15 protein-coding genes and 1 tRNA gene are annotated in these 18,457 nt (G+C 61.0%); 6 read left to right on the forward strand and 10 right to left on the reverse strand.

Annotated elements, in window-relative coordinates:
• Nucleotides 1-46: 46 nt before the first annotated feature.
• The 3 genes from mfd to VW35_RS21485 form a co-directional block, all read right to left on the reverse strand.
• The gene (gene mfd / locus VW35_RS04310) at nucleotides 47-3,532 is read right to left on the reverse strand and encodes a transcription-repair coupling factor (RefSeq protein ID WP_046141807.1); all 3,486 of its coding nucleotides are present in this window, start codon (nucleotides 3,530-3,532) and stop codon (nucleotides 47-49) included.
• Nucleotides 3,529-3,807 carry an FAD assembly factor SdhE gene (locus tag VW35_RS04315; RefSeq protein WP_046141808.1) on the reverse strand — a complete coding sequence of 93 codons (279 nt, stop codon included), beginning with the start codon at nucleotides 3,805-3,807 and terminating at the stop codon, nucleotides 3,529-3,531. The genes mfd and VW35_RS04315 overlap by 4 nt, the downstream gene beginning before the upstream one ends.
• Nucleotides 3,808-3,924: 117 nt before the next feature.
• Nucleotides 3,925-4,080, reverse strand: a complete 156-nt coding sequence (locus VW35_RS21485) for a hypothetical protein (RefSeq protein ID WP_161796854.1) — start codon at nucleotides 4,078-4,080, stop codon at nucleotides 3,925-3,927.
• Between the two features lie 145 nt (nucleotides 4,081-4,225).
• Here VW35_RS21485 and recG point away from each other — a divergent pair, with 145 nt between their 5' ends.
• Complete coding sequence (gene recG / locus VW35_RS04320) at nucleotides 4,226-6,334, forward strand: ATP-dependent DNA helicase RecG (RefSeq protein ID WP_046141809.1); 2,109 nt, start codon at nucleotides 4,226-4,228, stop codon at nucleotides 6,332-6,334.
• A 118-nt stretch (nucleotides 6,335-6,452) separates the two neighbouring features.
• On the opposite strand, the gene glmS is transcribed toward recG, so the two are convergent.
• Entirely contained in the window at nucleotides 6,453-8,279 is a 1,827-nt protein-coding gene (gene glmS, locus VW35_RS04325) for a glutamine--fructose-6-phosphate transaminase (isomerizing) (RefSeq protein ID WP_046141810.1), read from the reverse strand.
• 1 nt (nucleotide 8,280) lies between these two features.
• Nucleotides 8,281-9,642 (reverse strand): bifunctional UDP-N-acetylglucosamine diphosphorylase/glucosamine-1-phosphate N-acetyltransferase GlmU, encoded by a 1,362-nt coding sequence (gene glmU, locus VW35_RS04330; protein WP_046141811.1) that lies wholly within the window; start codon nucleotides 9,640-9,642, stop codon nucleotides 8,281-8,283.
• A gap of 141 nt (nucleotides 9,643-9,783) precedes the next feature.
• Here glmU and VW35_RS04335 point away from each other — a divergent pair, with 141 nt between their 5' ends.
• Entirely contained in the window at nucleotides 9,784-10,545 is a 762-nt protein-coding gene (locus VW35_RS04335; protein WP_046141812.1) for a coiled-coil domain-containing protein, read from the forward strand.
• A 106-nt stretch (nucleotides 10,546-10,651) separates the two neighbouring features.
• A tRNA-Lys gene (locus VW35_RS04340) sits at nucleotides 10,652-10,726 on the forward strand.
• A gap of 13 nt (nucleotides 10,727-10,739) precedes the next feature.
• On the opposite strand, the gene VW35_RS04345 is transcribed toward VW35_RS04340, so the two are convergent.
• Nucleotides 10,740-12,464, reverse strand: a complete 1,725-nt coding sequence (locus tag VW35_RS04345) for an ABC transporter ATP-binding protein (protein ID WP_046141813.1) — start codon at nucleotides 12,462-12,464, stop codon at nucleotides 10,740-10,742.
• Between the two features lie 165 nt (nucleotides 12,465-12,629).
• Here VW35_RS04345 and VW35_RS21490 point away from each other — a divergent pair, with 165 nt between their 5' ends.
• Both VW35_RS21490 and VW35_RS04350 read left to right on the forward strand, forming a co-directional pair.
• Nucleotides 12,630-12,785 carry a hypothetical protein gene (locus VW35_RS21490; protein ID WP_161796855.1) on the forward strand — a complete coding sequence of 52 codons (156 nt, stop codon included), beginning with the start codon at nucleotides 12,630-12,632 and terminating at the stop codon, nucleotides 12,783-12,785.
• Between the two features lie 60 nt (nucleotides 12,786-12,845).
• On the forward strand, nucleotides 12,846-13,373 hold the full coding sequence (locus VW35_RS04350; protein WP_152662477.1) for a hypothetical protein: 528 nt from the start codon (nucleotides 12,846-12,848) through the stop codon (nucleotides 13,371-13,373).
• Between the two features lie 115 nt (nucleotides 13,374-13,488).
• On the opposite strand, the gene map is transcribed toward VW35_RS04350, so the two are convergent.
• The 4 genes from map to VW35_RS04370 form a co-directional block, all read right to left on the reverse strand.
• The gene (gene map, locus VW35_RS04355) at nucleotides 13,489-14,244 is read right to left on the reverse strand and encodes a type I methionyl aminopeptidase (RefSeq protein WP_046141815.1); all 756 of its coding nucleotides are present in this window, start codon (nucleotides 14,242-14,244) and stop codon (nucleotides 13,489-13,491) included.
• Nucleotides 14,245-14,247: 3 nt separating this feature from the next.
• Nucleotides 14,248-15,879, reverse strand: a complete 1,632-nt coding sequence (pgi, locus tag VW35_RS04360) for a glucose-6-phosphate isomerase (protein ID WP_046141816.1) — start codon at nucleotides 15,877-15,879, stop codon at nucleotides 14,248-14,250.
• Nucleotides 15,880-15,888: 9 nt separating this feature from the next.
• Nucleotides 15,889-17,028 (reverse strand): tRNA guanosine(34) transglycosylase Tgt, encoded by a 1,140-nt coding sequence (tgt, locus tag VW35_RS04365; RefSeq protein ID WP_046141817.1) that lies wholly within the window; start codon nucleotides 17,026-17,028, stop codon nucleotides 15,889-15,891.
• 67 nt (nucleotides 17,029-17,095) lie between these two features.
• Nucleotides 17,096-17,884 carry a mechanosensitive ion channel family protein gene (locus VW35_RS04370; protein WP_046141818.1) on the reverse strand — a complete coding sequence of 263 codons (789 nt, stop codon included), beginning with the start codon at nucleotides 17,882-17,884 and terminating at the stop codon, nucleotides 17,096-17,098.
• A 131-nt stretch (nucleotides 17,885-18,015) separates the two neighbouring features.
• Between VW35_RS04370 and VW35_RS21495 the strand changes: the two genes are divergently transcribed.
• Nucleotides 18,016-18,456 carry a hypothetical protein gene (locus VW35_RS21495; protein WP_046141819.1) on the forward strand — a complete coding sequence of 147 codons (441 nt, stop codon included), beginning with the start codon at nucleotides 18,016-18,018 and terminating at the stop codon, nucleotides 18,454-18,456.
• Nucleotide 18,457: the final 1 nt, after the last annotated feature.

Raw genomic sequence — 18,457 nt, forward strand, 5'->3', positions numbered from 1 at the left:
AACCCCTTGCCAAAATATTATGACCCGCGAAAGTCTTCCCTGGCCCTCAAACCCCTGCTTCGGCCAGTTTCGCGAGCTTTGAGAGGATCGCAGCGGTGCCCTTGAGACGCTGTTCCGGGCTTGGCCAGTTGCGCGAGAACACGAGTTTCTGATCGGGCTTGATGCGAACCTGGTTTGCAGGATCGCTAACAAGTTTCACCAGGCCAGCCGGGTTGGGGAATTCCCGGTTCCGCAGCGTCAGCACTGCACCCTTGGGACCAGCATCAACCTTCTCGACATTGGCCTGCCGGCAGAGCGACTTGACGAGGATGACCTTGAGCAGCGCCTCGACTTCCTCCGGCAGCGATCCGAATCGGTCGATAAGCTCGGCACCAGCCGCATCGATATCGCGAATGTCGCTAAGATCGCCCAATTTGCGATAAAGCTGCATGCGCAGCGTAAGGTCGGGCACATAGTGCTCGGGGATCATCACCGGCATGCCGAGCGAAATAGCCGGACTCCACTCGTTACGATCCTCGTATTCCTCTTCGCCATTCTTGAGCGAGGCGACTGCCTCTTCGAGCATCGATTGGTAGAGCTCATATCCAACCTCACGGATATGTCCGGATTGCTCGTCCCCGAGAAGATTACCCGCACCACGAATATCGAGATCGTGACTCGCAAGCTGGAAGCCGGCCCCAAGGCTTTCGAGCGATTGCAACACGCCGAGGCGCCGCTCGGCGGTATCGGTCAGCTTCTTGTCTGGCGGCACGGTAAAAAGCGCATACGCGCGCTGCTTGCCGCGGCCGACGCGCCCACGGATCTGATAAAGCTGCGCCAAGCCAAAATTGTCGGCGCGATGCACGATCAGCGTATTGGCATTCGGAATATCGAGCCCGGATTCGACGATAGTCGTGGCAAGCAAAACGTCGAACTTGCCATCGTAAAAGGCATTCATGATGTCGTCGAGTTCGCCCGGCGCCATCTGGCCATTGGCGGCGACGAATGAAACTTCCGGCACCTGCTGGCGCAGGAACTCGGCGATATCAGGCTGGTCCTTGATCCGCGGAACGACGTAAAAGCTTTGCCCGCCGCGATATTTTTCGCGCAACAGCGCCTCGCGGATCGAGAGCGGGTCAAAGGGTGAAATGAACGTTCGGATCGTCAGGCGATCGACCGGCGGCGTCGCAAGCAGGCTGAGATCACGCACGCCGGTGAGCGCCAGTTGCAGCGTACGCGGAATCGGGGTGGCCGTCAGCGTCAGCACGTGAACATTGGCCTTGAGTTCCTTGAGGCGCTCCTTGTGCGACACGCCAAAATGCTGCTCTTCGTCGATGATCAGAAGTCCCAGGTCCTTGAACTTAATTGTCTTGGACAAGAGCGCATGAGTGCCGACGACGATATCGACCTGCCCGTCGGCAAGGCCTTCCTTGGTCGCTTTGAGTTCGTTGGCGCTGACCATGCGCGAGGCGTGGCGCACGCGCACCGGTAGGCCTTGGAAGCGTTCCGAGAATGTCTTGAAATGCTGGCGGGCCAGCAGCGTCGTCGGCACGACGACCGCCACCTGCTTGCCTGACAGCGCCACGGCAAAGGCCGCGCGCAATGCCACCTCGGTCTTGCCGAAACCCACATCGCCGCAGACGAGGCGGTCCATGACCTTGCCCGAGGTGATGTCATCGAACACAGCCTCGATCGCCGTAAGCTGGTCCTCGGTTTCCTCATATGGGAAGCGCGCAGCGAATTCGTCATATGCTCCAGCATTGATGTCGATGATATCGGCCTTGGTGAGCAGGCGCTGCGCGGCGAGCTTGATAAGCTGCTCCGCCATTTCGCGGATGCGCTTCTTGAGCTTGCCCTTCTTTGCCTGCCAGGCAACGCCACCGAGCTTGTCGAGCGTGACGCTGGCATCGTCCGACCCGTAGCGGGTCAGCAACTCGATGTTTTCGACCGGCAGATAAAGCTTCGTCTCTCCGGCATATTGCAGCTCAACGCATTCATGCGGCGCCCCGCCCGCTTCGATGACCTTGAGCCCGAGAAAGCGCCCAATGCCGTGATCGACATGGACAACGAGATCGCCTGCGGAAAGCGATGCGGCTTCGGTCAGCGCATCCGACGCCTTCTTCTTGCGCTGCGGCCGCAAAATGCGCTCGCCCAGAATATCCTGCTCGGAAAGAACGAGGAGATCATCGGTCTCGAAACCGGTTTCGAGCGGCAGCACAACAAGCGAAGTCGTCGCCGCGCTGGTCGTCTCGGCATCGCGCCAGTTTTCCGCCATGCGCGGATTGGTCAGCCCGTGATCCTTGAGCACCTGCGCCATGCGATCGCGCGTACCCGCGCTCCAGCATGCGACGACGGCGCGGCGGCCGGCACGGCGTTCGGCCAAAAGCCTCTTCACCACTGCTTCAAAAAGATTGACGTCTGAAGCGGCGCGCTCTGCCGCGAAACTCGGCGCGATATGTCCGCCAGCGTCGTCGCCCTTCTTCGTATTGGGCGAAAGGAACGGCGAAAACTGGACCACGGTGGCGCCCGCAAGAGCCTGCGGCGCAAGATCGAGATCATAAAGCAGATCGGGCTTGATCGGCTTATAGGGAGCCCCCGCTCCGGCAATCGGAGGCGCCAGGCGTGCAGCCTCACGCGCATCATAGTAATCGCGGATCTGCGTCGCGCGCTCGGCATAAGCCTCGCCCACTTGATCATCGAAAACGAATGGCGCGTCGCCGACATAGTCTGCCAAGCGATCCATATGTTCATAGAAAAACGGCAGCCAGTGCTCGGTGCCCGAATAGCGGGAGCCGCCGCTGACCGAGGCATAGAGCGTATCGTCGACCGTATTCCCGCCAAACGCCGCCGTGTAATTTTGCCGGAAGCGCTTGATGGTTTCCTCATTAAGAATGACTTCGCTCATCGGCGTCAGGTCAACACGCTCCAGCGTCCCGGTGGTTCGCTGGCTGTCGGGATCGAAGGTGCGGATCGATTCGAGCTGGCTGCCAAAAAAATCGAACCGCAGTGGCGCAGCGGCACTCGCTGGATAGAGATCGACAAGACCACCCCGGACGGCGAACTCACCGCTCTCGCGCACGGTCGGCACCCGCAGATAGCCATTGTTCGACGCCCAGGCGATCAGCCTCTCGCTGTCGACGACACGTCCGACTGCCGCCGAAAACGACATGCTTTCGACCACGTCGCGTGGCGGCAATTTCTGGATCAGCGCGTTGACGGCGGTGAGCACCACGGCGCCCTTGCCGCCGCTCGTCAGTGTCGCCAGCGTGCTCATGCGTGCAGCGATGGTAACGTTATTGGGCGATACACGGTCATAGGGCAGACAGTCCCATGCCGGCAACGTTAGAATGGTGTGGCCGGGCAACATGGCGCCGAGCACTTCGGCCATCCGCTGCAAGCGCCGCCCGTCCCGCGCGACAAAGACTATGCTCGCGGCATCATCGGGCGCGGCCTTGAGCCGATCCTCCACCAGCCTGGCGAGCACCACTGGCTGCATGCCATCGGGCACATTGGAGATCGTCCGGACGGAGGGAAGACCGCTCATCTCATTCATTGCTCGATCCGTGCCTGATGGTCGGAGACAACCCGATCGAGAAAATCGCGATCGACATGCGCTGGCGGCTCCTCCTGCCGCATGACCCATTTGAGCAGCGGCGGGTCTTCCTCGTCCATAAGTGCTTCCAGCCGATCGAGCGTCGCACTGTCGAATTCCTCGATATTGGCGTCGCAGAACGGGCCGAGGACGAGGTCCATCTCCTTCGTTCCGCGGTGCCACGCACGATAGCGCAAGCGCTTGCGGCGAATAGCAATATCCTCACCGGCTGTCATTTTACGACACCATGATCAAAGTTTGTTCTCGATTTGGACAGGTCTTTACGCGCAAACGCAACGCTTGTCACGGCAGCTAATGCTGCCGGGCGTGAATGGTTTCCGCATTAACCGGCTTCAGCTTACAGCGAGCCAGTAAAGATAGAGCGCACCGAAAAACAGCACCCAGGCAACGCCGGCAAGCGCAACCGCGCTGATCATCCTGATGCGGCGCGGCCCGTCATCGAGCGCACTGAATTGCCTCGTGCCATAAAGATCGTGAACCTTGGGCATCGCCCCTCCCGCTGGAACTTTTGTTCCTTGTTAGGGACTAGCTTGTTCCGTTAACCACCGCTTTGCAAGTCGTAATACTCAGGTGCCTTTCTGAAGCTGGTGCACGCGCCGCCCCGAGCCGCTAAACTTGGGAAGGAGAAGAATCGTGTCGCGTCCAGAATCTCTTCAGCCGCTCTTTCGCTCGCTTCACACCATCAAGGGTGTGGGTGACAAGCTCGCCGCCCTGCTCACCCGGTTCTTCGGCGCGCCCGACGGGCAGGAAGCGATCGTCCTCGACATCCTGATGCATATGCCATCCGGCGTCGTCGATCGGCGGCGGCAAGTTGGCATTGCCGAGGCCTATCTCAACCAGATCGTCACGCTAAAACTCCACATCGACCGCCATCAGCCGCCTCCGCGGGGGCGCGAACACATCCCTCATCGGGTTTTTGCCCATGATGAAAGCGGCGACATCAGCCTCGTCTTCTTCCGCGCCCAGGGCGGATGGGTGGAAAAGGCGCTGCCGGTGGGTGAAGAGCGCTACGTTTCGGGCCAGATCGGATTCTTCAATGGCGAGAAGCAGATCACTCACCCCGACTACATCGTCGAGCCGGACAAATTCGCCACGCTGCCGCTTGTCGAACCGGTCTATCCGCTCACCAATGGCTTGAGCTCAAAGGCTCTCGCAAAACTTGTGCGCCAGGCCGTTGAAGCCGTTCCGGCTCTGCCGGAATGGATCGACGTCGAAACCATCAGGCAACGCAAATGGCCAACCTTCGCGGAAGCCATGCGGATGGTGCATCTGCCGGACAATCCCGGCGAGGCCGAGCTCTGGGCCCCTGCCCGTCAGCGCCTCGCCTATGACGAATACCTCGCCGGCCAAATCACCCTCCAGCTGCTCCGATCGTCCATGGTGTCAGATGCAGGCGTAGCGCGGCAATTCACTGGGCAGATCACCGCAAAGGTTACCCGTGCGTTACCCTTCAGCTTAACCGAGGGGCAGAACCGGGCACTTGAAGAAATCCGTGCCGACCTCGCGGCGCCCGAACGCATGTCGCGCCTCCTCCAGGGCGATGTGGGCTCGGGCAAAACCGTGGTCGCACTGATGGCCATGGCTGCCATGGCCGAATCCGGCGCTCAATCTGCCCTGATGGCGCCGACGGAACTGTTAGCCTCGCAGCATTTCAAAACCATCAAGCCGATCTGCGACGCGGCTGGGCTCGGCTGTGCGCTTCTGACCGGCAAGATGCCTGCTGCTGAGCGCCGCGCCATTCTGGCCGGTATCGCTAACGGCACGACCACCATCGCCGTCGGCACGCACGCCCTCTTTCAGTCCGGCATCGAATTTCAAAATCTTGGCCTGACGGTCGTTGACGAACAACACCGTTTCGGCGTCCACCAGCGTCTGGCGCTTTCTGAAAAGGGCCGGCACACCGACCTTCTCGTCATGACCGCCACGCCAATCCCGCGCACGCTCGTCCTTACCCATTTCGGCGACATGGCCGTCAGCGTGCTTCGCGAAAAGCCGCGCGGACGCCAGCCGATCGATACGGCAGTACTCTCCATCGGGGATTATGCCCGTGTCATCTCACGACTCCAGGCGCGGCTCACCGAAGGCGCGCAGGCCTATTGGGTCTGCCCCCTGGTCGAGGAAAGCGAAACGCTGGAGGTAGTATCGGCTGAAGACCGCTTTGCCGAACTCCAGAAGATTTTCGGCTCCGACGTCGCGCTCGTCCACGGCCGCATGTCGGCCGCCGCCAAGCAGGACGTGATGGCGCGCTTCAAGGCCAGCGAAATCAAACTGCTGGTCGCCACCACCGTCATCGAGGTCGGCGTGGACGTACCCAACGCCACCATCATGATCATCGAACACGCTGAGCGCTTCGGCCTTGCCCAGCTCCACCAACTGCGCGGACGCGTCGGGCGCGGCACACAGCGCTCGGCCTGTCTCTTGCTCTATAAGGACCCATTGAGCGAGACGGCGCAGGCGCGCCTCGAAACCATTAAGTCCACCGAAGACGGTTTCGAAATCGCCGAGCGCGATCTCGAGCTGCGCGGTCAGGGCGACATTTTGGGCACCCGCCAATCCGGGATGCCCGGCTATCGCCTCGCCGTCCCTGACGTCCACCGCCACCTCCTCGAATTCGCCCACGACGACGCCAAGGCGCTTATGCAGCGGAACCCGGCGCTAACCGGCGACGAAGGCGAAGCCGCGCGGACGCTCTTGTATTTGTTCCGGAAAGACCTGGCGATCCCCCTGATCAGAGCAGGCTAAATCGCCCCACCCGCCGCTCCATCGTCACCACCGGACTTTTCCCGGTGGCCCACGCCTCCCCGCGATGGATTGCCGGGACAAGCCCGGCACTGACGCAGACTTGGAGAATGCGGGCTCGTCACTCCACCGTCACCGACTTCGCCAGATTGCGCGGCTGATCTACGTCCGTGCCCATGAACACCGCCGTATGATAGGCCAGCAACTGGACCGGGATCGTTGCCAATATAGGGGCAACAAACGGATGCACGTGCGGGATTTCGATGATGTCGGCGACGCCGTGGCCGACGGTCCTGGCGCCTTCGGCATCGGTGATCAGAATGATCTTGCCGCCGCGCGCCGCCACTTCCTGCATGTTGCTGAGCGTCTTGTCGACGAGCTCGTCCGAGGGGGCGACGACGATCACCGGCATGGCTTCGTCCACCAAGGCGATCGGCCCATGCTTCAATTCACCGGCGGCATAGCCCTCGGCATGGATATAGCTGATTTCCTTGAGCTTCAGCGCACCTTCCATGGCGATCGGGAACATCGGGCCGCGGCCGAGATAGAGCACGTCCTTGGCCTTCGAGAGGCGCTTGGAAATCTCGATGATCTGGCCTTCGGAGCGGAGCGCGGTCGATACCGCAGATGGCAAGGCTGTCAGGGCCCGCACGAGTTCCGTTTCCAGCTCCGCGCTCACCACGCCCCGCGCGCGCCCCGCGGCTACGGCCAGGCTTGCCAAGGAGGTTAGCTGCGCCGTCAAAGCCTTGGTCGAGGCGACACCAATTTCCGGCCCGCAGAGGATCGGGAAGACGACGCCGGATTCGCGCGCGATGGTCGATTCCAGCGTGTTGACGAGGCTTGCCACATGCTGGCCCTGGCTGGCGCAATAGCGCAGCGCCGCCAGAGTGTCCGCGGTCTCGCCCGATTGCGAGATGAAGAGCGACAGACCGTTCTTGTCGAGCGGCGGCTCGCGATAGCGAAATTCGCTCGCCACATCGATATCGACTGGCAAACGCGCATAGCGCTCGAACCAGTACTTTGCGACCGCGCCGGCGTAATAAGCCGTGCCGCAGGCACTCATGGTTAGGCGCGAAAGATCGGCAAAATCGAATGGCAGGTTTTCGCGGATCGCAACTTTCTCTGCGCCCATGTCAACATAGTGGCTGAGGGTATGCGAGATGGTTTCCGGCTGCTCGTAGATTTCCTTGGCCATGAAGTGGCGATGGTTGCCCTTATCGACCAGAAGCGCCGAGGCCTGCGAGAGCATCTGCTCGCGCTGCACGATGGCGTCCTTGCCATCGCGGATGGTGACGCCCGAGGGGGTAATCACTGCCCAGTCGCCATCCTCGAGATAGGTGAGGCGCGAGGTGAACGGCGCGAGCGCCATGGCGTCTGAACCGAGGTACATTTCCGTTGCACCATAGCCGACAGCGAGCGGCGCGCCATGGCGGGCAGCAATCAGCAGATTGGTCTCGCCCCGGAACATGAAAGCCAGCGCAAAAGCGCCTTTCAGCTTTTTCAGCGTGCGCGCAACGGCCAGTTCGGGATCGGCTCCATTGGCCAGCTCGCGGCTGACCCAAAGCGCCACGGATTCCGTGTCCGTCTGTGTTTGCGGCAGGTAGCCATCCTGCGCCAGATCGGCGAGTAGCTCGCGAAAATTCTCGATGATGCCATTGTGGACTACCGCGACGCGGTCGGTGGCATGCGGATGGGCGTTGGTTTCGGTCGGCGCGCCATGCGTCGCCCAGCGTGTGTGGCCGATGCCGATATGACCCGAGAGCGGCTCCATACCAAGCTTGGTCGCAAGATTGCCGAGCTTGCCTTCAGCCCGTCGCCGCGCGATGGAGCCACCTTCGAGCGTTGCCACACCCGCACTGTCATAACCGCGATATTCGAGGCGCTTCAGCGCGTCGACGAGGCGACCAGCAACCGGTTCGACGCCAACGATACCAACAATGCCGCACATTTTACTTTCCCTTCGCCGCTTGCTGGGCTGCCTTTTTGGCGAGCGCCTTTTCGCGCAGTTTGGGCGCATAGCCCGGCTTGTTTTCCTGCCTTGCCCGGCCAAAGGCGAGCGCATCATCCGGCACATCCTCGGTGATGACGCTGCCTGAAGCGGTATAGGCACCGTTACCGATCCGCACGGGCGCCACCAGCGAGGCGTGCGAGCCGATAAAGGCATTGTCGCCGATAATGGTCTTGTCTTTGTTTACGCCATCATAATTACAGGTGATCGTGCCCGCGCCGATATTGGTCTTTGAGCCGATTTCGGCATCGCCAAGGTAGCTCAGGTGACCCGCCTTGGTCCCTGCGCCAATCTTCGATTTTTTGACTTCGACGAAATTGCCTAGATGCACGTCCGGGCCAAGCTCTGCGCCGCCACGAATCCGTGCAAAAGGACCGATGGTTGCCCCCTCCCCGATCACCGCGTCCTCGATGTCGCAGAAGGCCCGGATTTCGACGTTGTCAGCGATTTTCACGCCGGGCCCGAAGACGACATTCGGAAAAATCGTCACGTCGCGCCCGATCTCGGTATCCCAGGAAAAGAAAACGCTCTTTGGGTCCCTCAGCGTCGCCCCGTTTTCCATGGCTTCATTACGCTTGAACTCCTGGAACGTCGCCTCGGCTTCGGCAAGCTTGATCCTGTTATCGACACCAACCAGTTCACCAGCGTCGGCTTCGATGAAATCGACCTTCCGGGAGTCCCCGGCAGCGATTTCGACCGCATCGGTCAGATAGTATTCGCCCTTGGCGTTCTTGTTGCCGATACGGTCGATTACCGAACGCAGCACGTCACCGCGAAACCCCATAATGCCAGAGTTGCAGAGCCCGATCTGCCGTTCTTCCTCGGTCGCGTCCTTGTGCTCGCGGATAGCGAAAATCTGCCCGTCCCTGGTCAGCAGCCGCCCATAGCCCGTCGGGTTTTGCGGACGGAAACCGACAACCACCATATCGGCGCCACTATCGAGCTTCTCGACAATTCTTGCAATCGTTTCGCTGGTGATGAGTGGATTGTCGGCATAAAGCACCAGAACATGGCCCTTTGCCGCCTCAAAAGCCGCCCGTGCCTGCTGCACAGCATGAGCCGTTCCGAGCCGGTCCAGCTGCTTGGAAATATGCGCGCCCGCCTCGAACCGCGTGACGGCAGCCTCCACGGCCTCATGGTTCGGTCCCACCACAACGGCGATCGTCGCGCCCGCAGCCTTGGCCGTCCGCAGCACGTGGCTCACAACTGGCAAGCCCCCCACGGGGTGCAAAACCTTGGGCACGGCCGATTTCATGCGCGTGCCTTCGCCCGCGGCGAGAATGATGGACAGCAGTTCAGTCATTGGGCCACTCCACTCGCTGCGTTCATCCCAGCGCTTTGCCACAAATATATGGCGGCCGTCATTGGTGAATAGATAACCAATGCCACAGTTTAATAGCGGCGTGTAATGCCCTTGATTCGAAGGGTTGTCGAGGATCGGTAAGTGGCGCCAAAAGAAGAAGAGTTCCGGCAAACGGACGTGACCGCCTGGGGCATCGCCGCGCTCGTCTGCGCCGGCGTGGCTGTCGTGGCGGCCAATGTTTCCAGTCTTATTCCATCCAGCGTCCTCACGGCGCTGCATGTGCCCAGGAACGATACGGTGTCGATGGCTCAGCTCCGCCAGCAGGTCATGGAACTGCGCACCGAAACCGCCCAGCTTCGCCGCCAGAATGAAATTCTCACCACCCGCTTTTCGCTTCAGGAGCAGACGGGCAACGAGGTGATCCGCCGCGTCCGCGCGCTCGAAGTCTCGATGCCGAACGTTCAGGAATTGCGGCCCACTGCGGCGAACATCGATCGGTCGGTCACCACAGCCTCGATCGGCCAGAAATTTGACGCCGACGGCGGAACGGTCGTCGTGCGCCATTCGCCAATGCCCGAAAACATCACCCAGCCCCTCCCCGCGGCCATTGAGCCGACCGTGGTTTCCGCGTCCGGCGCCGAGGTGGGCTATGGCGTGGCAATCGGCCCGGGTTTCGGCGCCGGCAAGGGTAAGGCGCAATGGCGGGACCTCGAAGTGCGCCTCGGTTCAATGCTCATGGACATGGATCCGCTTCTTGCCGACGACGCCAATGCCGGCAACCAGCGGCTCGTGCTAGGGCCGCTCCAGCAAATGGCGGAAGCCAGAGACTTCTGCCAACGGCTTGAGCAGATGGAGATCGCCTGCACGCCGACCGTCTATTCGGGAACCCCGCTGACGCCTTGAGCGTCTCTCCACTGCTGCGCTGGCATGCCGGCGCATTATCGGTTGACTCCGAGACGTTCCTGACTATTTTCCGCGCCAACGCCGCAGGGCGTTCCGCAAGATCGATGCGCCGGTAGCTCAGTGGTAGAGCATTCGACTTTTAATCGAATGGTCGAGGGTTCGAACCCCTCCCGGCGTACCACTCTCCCAAATGATCAGCCGACGAGCCCCAGCTGCTGGGCCGAGTGAAGCTGCGCATAAACGCCGCTCTTGGCCAAGAGCATCTCGTGCGGCCCCTGCTCGACAATTCCATTCTCGGTCAGGACGACGATGCGATGGGCATGCCGCACGGTGGCGAGGCGATGCGCGATGATCAGTGTCGTACGGCCGGAAGACAGTTCGTTCAGAGCCTGCTGGATAGCCGCTTCCGTTGCCGTATCGAGCGCCGAAGTCGCTTCATCCAGAATGAGGATCGGCGGGTTCTTGAGGAAAATCCGGGCAATCGCCACGCGCTGCTTCTGCCCGCCTGAAAGCTTGACGCCCCGCTCGCCGACGACGGTGTCGAGCCCAGCGGGCAATCCCGCGATCATTTCTTGGAGCCGCGCCCGGTGCGCCGCTTCAAGGATAGCCTCGTCGGTAGCCCCGAGATCGCCATAAGCAATGTTCTCGCGCAATGTTCCGCCAAAAAGGAACACGTCCTGCTGAACCACCCCGATCTGCCGTCGCAGGGACGCCTGTGTCATATCCGCAATGTCGATCCCATCGATGGTGATCCGGCCGTCGGTTGGATCGTAAAACCGCGGCAGCAACGAACAGAGCGTTGTCTTGCCTGCGCCCGATGGCCCCACGATCGCTATCGTTTCCCCGGGCGCCACGTCGAGATTGACGTCGCGCAGAATGCTCCGGCCGGCATCGTAAGAAAAGGAAACGTCCTCATAGCGGATGTGCCCGTTGAGCCGCTGAACCTCGATGGCATCCGGCTTGTCTGCGATATCGGGCTCGGTATCGATCAGCGTCGTAAAGCGCCGGAAACCGGCGATCCCCTTGGGATAGCTTTCGAGCACCCCGGTAATCTTGTCGATCGGGCGAAGGAACACGTCGACCAGCAGCAGGAAGCTGACAAAACCGCCATAGGTCAGTTCCCCGATCACGACCAGCCAGGCGCCCGCCAGCATGATCACGAGCTGCACGAGGCGCGTCGACATGAAGGTGATGAGCAGGCTTGCCGTCATGATCCCGTAGGCCTGAAGCTTGGTCTGTCGATAGGCGAGGTTGTTGCGGTGAAACAGCCCCGACTCGTGGCTCTCATTGGCAAATGCCTTGACCACTCGAATGCCGCCGATCGCGTCTTCCACCCGCACATTGAAATCCCCGACCCGCCGGAACAGCTCCTGCCAATTTTGTGTCATGCGTGAGCCATAGCGACCGACGAGCCAGCTGATGACCGGCACCAGCGCGATGGCGATCATTGCGAGCTTCCAGTTGGTCGCAAACATCAGCGCAAAAGCGCCGATAAAGGTCATGATGGCGATGAAGACGTCTTCCGGCCCGTGATGCGCCACCTCGCCTACGTCTTCGAGATCCTTGGTGACGTGGGTAATGAGATGCCCCGTCTTGTGGTTATCGAAGAAGCGGAAGCTCAGCTTCTGCATGTGGTCGAAAGCCTGCCGCCGCATGTCGGTTTCCATCGACACCCCGAGAACATGGCCGAAATAGTTGACCACGGCCTTCAGCCCCGCGCTGACGAGATAAACCGCCAGGAGGCCGGCACAAGCGGCAAGGATCAGCGAATAATTGGACTGCGGCAGGAGCTTGTCGATGACATAGGCGACGGCCAGCGGGAAGACGAGCTCGAGCAGCCCCGCGATCACGGCGCAGCCGAAATCGAGGACGAACAGCCCGGTATAGGGGCGATAGTAGGAGTAAAAGCGCTTGAGCATGGCAGGTCCATCAAAGGGCAAATACTGCCGCGATGGTAGGCCGGCAGGAAGCGCCCTAGGGCTTAGTCAGCTTTGGGCGCCGTGGCAACTTGCCCCCATGCACCGTCTTGACCTTGTCGCATGACTTGGGCATGACCCCGGCACAGTTTTTTTCCTTAGAAGTCCATGCCCACCGGTTGCACCGACATCGATCCTTATGCCGAGCTCGAAAGCCGGGCGGACGCAGCCGAACTGTCGGACGGGTATCGCCCGCCGGTGGCTGTGCACCGGCGCGCGCCGCGCAGCCGCAAGGGCGATTTTCCCACCGGGCGGCATCGCTGACGGCTGCCAGAATCGCGCTGTCGCCTTAAAGTGCCGGCGAAACCCATTTCAGGAGGCGGCGTGTCTCAAGATACAATGGATCTTCTCAAGGTCCTTGCAGCTGTGCTCCTCGTGTTTGCCGCTTCGACGCTGGCGATGCTCTATGTCATTTATCTGATGGCGCAATATGGCGCGAACCTGCCCATGGTCGGCGCCGTGCCGCTGACTGCGCCGCCCGAACTCATCCCGCTCCTTGCGCAGAACCAGGTCTTTGCCACTCTGGCCGCCGTCCACGTCACGGCCACCGGCATCGCCCTGGCGCTGGCCAGCAATACGCTCGATACGGCGCTCCTCATCACCGCCAAGGCGGTGACGGTCGTCATCACTTCGCTGATCGGCTTTGCCGGCGGCCACATGATCTACTTGCAACTCAACGAAAACACGCCACTCTCGGCCAGCGGCATTGCTCCGGCGCTGATCGCGTTGGCTGGCTACTTCGCGCTGTCGACGGCGTTGAGCGTGCCGTCGCTGCGGCAGCTGGGAAATCTGCGGTTTGCAGTCGCCATCGGCCTCGTGCTTCTCGGGCCGCTGCTGCTGGTCTGGCTGTAACGTCCTAGGGAGAGCCCCCCAGATCCACCGCCTGTCACCCCGGTGAGGGCCGGGATGACATCGCGTTTGTTATAGCTTCAGTCGGCAACCGAGCTGCCGAATACCCCAACTTAAATCAAGCTGCCAGCGTCACCACCAAGGCTCCGCGCGGCGTCGCGACGATCGTGTGTTCATATTGCACGCAAGGCGCCATCGGCTCGGCAATCAAGGTCCACTCGTCGTCGTCGCTCTTTTGCGCCGCCATCTGCCCACCCATCGAGAGAAACGGCTCAATGGTGAAAACGAGGCCGTTCGAGATCCGCCGGCGCTCCGAGCGGTCGGGCCACGTCGGGATTTCGCCCGGCTCGTCGTGGAGACTGTCGCCGACGCCATGGCTCGCGAGGTTGCGGATCAACGTATAGCGGCCCTTTTTCGCCACCTTGCCGATGGCATGTCCGATATCGGCAAAACCCGCGCCGGCCTTGACCGCATTGATCCCGGCCCACATCGCCTTCTTGCCATCGCGGCACAGAACGTCGAGCCGAGGGTCGCCCTTGCCCAAGACGTACGACGCGCCGCAATCGGCAAAGACGCCATCAAGCTCTGCCGAAACGTCGATGTTGACGAGATCGCCCTCATGCAGGACCCGGTCGCCCGGAATGCCGTGCGCGATTTCCTCGTTCACCGAAATGCAGGTCGTGCCCGGAAAATCATAGGTGAGGATCGGGGCTGAAACTGCCCCGTGCTCGGCCAGGATTTTGGCGCCGATCTCGTCGAGCTCCAGCGTCGTCATCCCCGGTCGCATCGCCGCCGCCATCGCCTCGCGGGCCACGGCACAGATCCGGCCAATGGCCTTGAGCTTTTCGAGCTGCTCGTCAGTGGTAATGGTCAATGGTCAGGCCTTGTTGGCGAGGTAGTATTTGAGAAGGCCCTGGGTCGAGCTGTCGTGCCCTTCCCCGCTTGCTTCACCCTGCACCTTCGGGAGCAGCGCCTTGGCAAGTTGCTTGCCCAGCTCCACGCCCCACTGGTCATAGGAATTGACGTTCCAGATCACACCCTGCACGAACACCTTGTGCTCATAAAGGGCAACGAGCGAACCCAGCATTTCCGGCGTCAGCTGCTTGTAAAAGAGTGTATTGGACGGACGATTGCCCGGAAAAACCTTATGGGGCGCGAGCTCCTTGATCTTGTCCTTGTCGAGCCCCTGCGCCTTGAGTTCGGCGACAACCTCTTCCTTGGTCTTGCCCAGCATCAGCGCTTCGGACTGCGCCAGGACGTTGGCGACCAGCTTGTCGTGATGCGGCGGCAGCGATTCATGCGGCTGCGCCGCGATGAGGAAATCGGCCGGGATCACGTCGGTGCCCTGGTGAATGAGCTGGTAGAAGGCGTGCTGGCCATTGGTCCCCGGCTCGCCCCAGACGATCGGCCCCGTCGACCAGCCGACCTTCTTGCCCGACAGCGTCACCGACTTGCCGTTCGATTCCATATCCTGCTGCTGCAGGTAAGCTGGGAAACGGCTCAGCCGCTGGTCGTAGGGCAACACGGCATGGGTCGAAAAACCCCAGGCATTGCGATACCAGACGCCGATCAACGCCATAATGACGGGAAGGTTCTGCTCGAGCGGCGTTTCAAGGAAATGCCGGTCCATGGCATCGGCGCCGGCGAGGAACTTTGCGAAATTGTCGTAGCCAACGGCCAGCGCCACCGGCAGGCCGATCGCCGACCACACCGAATAGCGGCCCCCGACCCAGTCCCAGAACCCAAAAATCCGGTCCTCGCGAATGCCGAACTTGGCGCATGCCTCGATATTGGTCGAAACGGCAGCAAAGTGGTTGGGTACCGCTTCTTCACCCAGCGCACCCGCCAGCCACTTCCGGGCCGAATGGGCATTGGTCATCGTCTCGTCTGTCGTAAACGTCTTCGAGGCGATGATGAACAGCGTCTTGGCCGGATCGAGGCTCTTGAGAATGTCGTGGATATGGGCGCCATCGACATTGGACACGTAATGGGCGCGCAGGTCAGGCCGCGTATAGGGCGCCAGCGCCAGCGTCACCATCACCGGACCAAGATCGGACCCGCCAATGCCGATATTGACGACATCGGTGATCTGCTCGCCGCCGTGGCCGCGAATGTCGCCATTGCGCACCGCATTGGTGTAATTCTCGATGGCTTTGAGCACGGCGCGAACGTCGGGCATCACGTCCTTGCCATCAACCATCACCGGCTTGTCGCCCTGATAGCGCAGCGCCATGTGCATGACAGCACGGTCTTCGGTGATGTTGATATGCTCGCCTTCGCACATCTGGGTGCGGCGCTCTTCAACGCCAGCCGCCCGAGCCAGATCGACAAGCGCGGCCATGACGTCTTCGTCGATTCTGTTTTTCGAATAGTCGAGCAGGATGCCGGCGCCGGAAGCCGAAAAGCGCTGGAAACGGTTCGGATCGAGCGCGAACATTTCGCGCATGGTCGTCTCGGCAAGCCGCTTGCGGTGCTTGTTGAGCGAATTGAATCCAGCGTCCTTGGCCATGTTTTCCTCTTACAGAACCGGCAAATCGCCAGCGGCCCAGGCCGCCCGCGTTTCCGCCGCAAAATCAGTCATGCGCTGGGCCTTGATTGCGGCCCGCGCGCCTGCGGTCAGCTCTTGATAATAGGCAAGGTTGATCTGCGAAAGCACCATCGCGCCCAAAATCTCCTCAGTCCTTACCAGATGGTGGAGATAGGCGCGGCTCCAGCGCCGGCAGTTTGGGTTTGGCGAAGCCTCGTCGAGCGGCCGGTGATCGTCCTTATGCCGCGCGTTCTTGAGGTTGATGACGCCGAAGCGCGTATAGGCATGGCCATGCCGCCCTGCGCGCGTCGGATGCACGCAGTCGAACATGTCGACGCCGCGCTCGATGGCGCCCAGAATATCGTCAGGCTTGCCGACGCCCATAAGGTAGCGCGGCCGGTCCCAAGGCAGATCCGGCGTAATGTCAGAGAGCACGCGGAACATGACGTCCTGCGGCTCACCAACGGCCAATCCGCCAATCGAATAGCCGTCAAAGCCGATCGACTTCAGACCCGCCGCCGACTTCGCCCTCAGCTCGGCATCATCGCCGCCTTGCACGATGCCGAACAGCATCCTGTTCTGCTGATTGTTGAACGCTGTCTTCGAGCGATCTGCCCAACGCAGCGACAATTCCATCGCGCGCTCGATTTCCTTGCGCTCAGCCGGCAGGGCGATGCATTCGTCGAGCTGCATGATGATGTCGCTATCGAGCAGCGTCTGGATTTCGATCGATCGCTCCGGGGTCAGCTCATAAGCCGAACCGTCGATATGGGACTTGAAGGTCACGCCCTTCTCGGTGAGCTTCCTGAGCTTGGCGAGCGACATGACCTGGAAGCCGCCGCTATCGGTCAGAATCGGTCGCTGCCAATCCATGAAATCATGCAGGCCGCCGAGCGAGGCGACGCGTTCCGCACCAGGGCGCAGCATCAGGTGATAGGTATTGCCGAGAAGAATATCCGCGCCAGTCTCGCGCACCTGCTCGGGATACATGGCCTTGACCGTGCCGGCCGTGCCCACCGGCATGAATGCAGGCGTACTGATCTCGCCGCGTGGCGTATCGATCCGGCCGCATCGGGCCATGCCGTCGCTCGCCGTCAGGGAGAAGGTAACAAGTTTGCTCGTCGTGCTCATGGGGCGGGTTCTAGCGGGTTGGCCCGCCGGAAGAAAGGCCCTGCCCCATTTGCAGCCAGTTCAAAACTCAGGCAGTTGCCGGAGCGAAATTGTTGTTCTCTTCGAGCGTATTCTTGATCCGCTCCTGGATGATGGAACGGGCATCCCACCAATCGCGGCTGCGAACCGGCACGCGGGCAGCCAGCGTCATGGTGGTATCGGCCAGGGTATCAAGCCAGATTTCGGGTTTCATGCCCGTATCCGAAAACTCTGTTGCGAGCGCACTGCCGATGGCGGCTCGGACCGCACCGAGATTGGCCGAACGCGGCACATTGAATTTGACCTCGACCACCCGAGATTTTTCGCGGCTATAATTGATAATCTTGGCATTGGAGAGCTTCGAATTCGGCGCGAAGAGATATAGCCCATCGATGGTTCGCAACTGCGTTGCAAACAGCCCAACCTCGACAACCGTACCGACGATCCCATCCGCATCGATATAGTCGCCGGTATTAAAAGGCCGCAGGAAGACCAGCATGATCCCGGCCGCGATATTTGAGAGCGTGCCCTGTAAAGCCAAGGCAATGGCCAAGCCCGCCGCGCCGAGCACGGCGAGAATGGAGGCCGTTTCGACGCCAAACTGACCCAGCACGATAATGATCGTGACGAACAAGATGCCGTAGCGCACTGCCTGCCCTGCGAGCGGCGCCACGGTCGCGTTGTTGCGCAGACGGGTGCCAAGCAGGCTTGTGACGTAGCGCGAAACGAGGTTGGCGATCAGCCAGCCTGCCACCAAAACAACAATGGCGATCACGACTGACCAGACATTTGCGATGATCCAGGCGGTTGAGATTCCAAAAATTTCGGCTTCCTGCACGACGCGCTCCTTGGTGTGGCTCCCTTTCGAAAAATCCCCACGCCAGAGATGGTTGCAGCGCGAGGTGGCCGGATTTTCGCCATCCTGCCCTGCACAAATCGCAAGTCTGTGATCAATGAAAGAGGCTGTCCATGTTTCGCACCGCACTTCTCGCCGTCGCCCTTCTCGGGACGACCATCCATGCCTTTGCTCAGGATGTGCCCGACTACAGCGGAACGTATCTCGGCAGCGGCGAGGGCGACCTGACCTTGGAGCTGAACAGAATCGAGGATGATCGCTACGGCATTTCCATCGAAACCGTGGTGCCGATCGAAAACGACATGCCCGGCTGCGCCGGTGGCATCGACGGCGAAATGCTGCTGTCAGAAGGCGGTGGGAATTTCTTCGTCGAGAACGAGATGTACGACCCCGAGAGCGACTCGCCCATGTTTTCCGAGCGCTACTGCGAGATCGGCATCATCTTCAACGAGGATGGCACCGTGACAACAGAAGAGCGGGACGGTTGCCTCGAATATCATGGCGCCTCATGCGGCTTTTCGGGCAATCTCACTCACGCCAATGCCGCCGGTTGAG

It is taken from the genome of Devosia soli, from assembly GCF_000970455.1.
Taxonomy (GTDB): domain Bacteria; phylum Pseudomonadota; class Alphaproteobacteria; order Rhizobiales; family Devosiaceae; genus Devosia; species Devosia soli.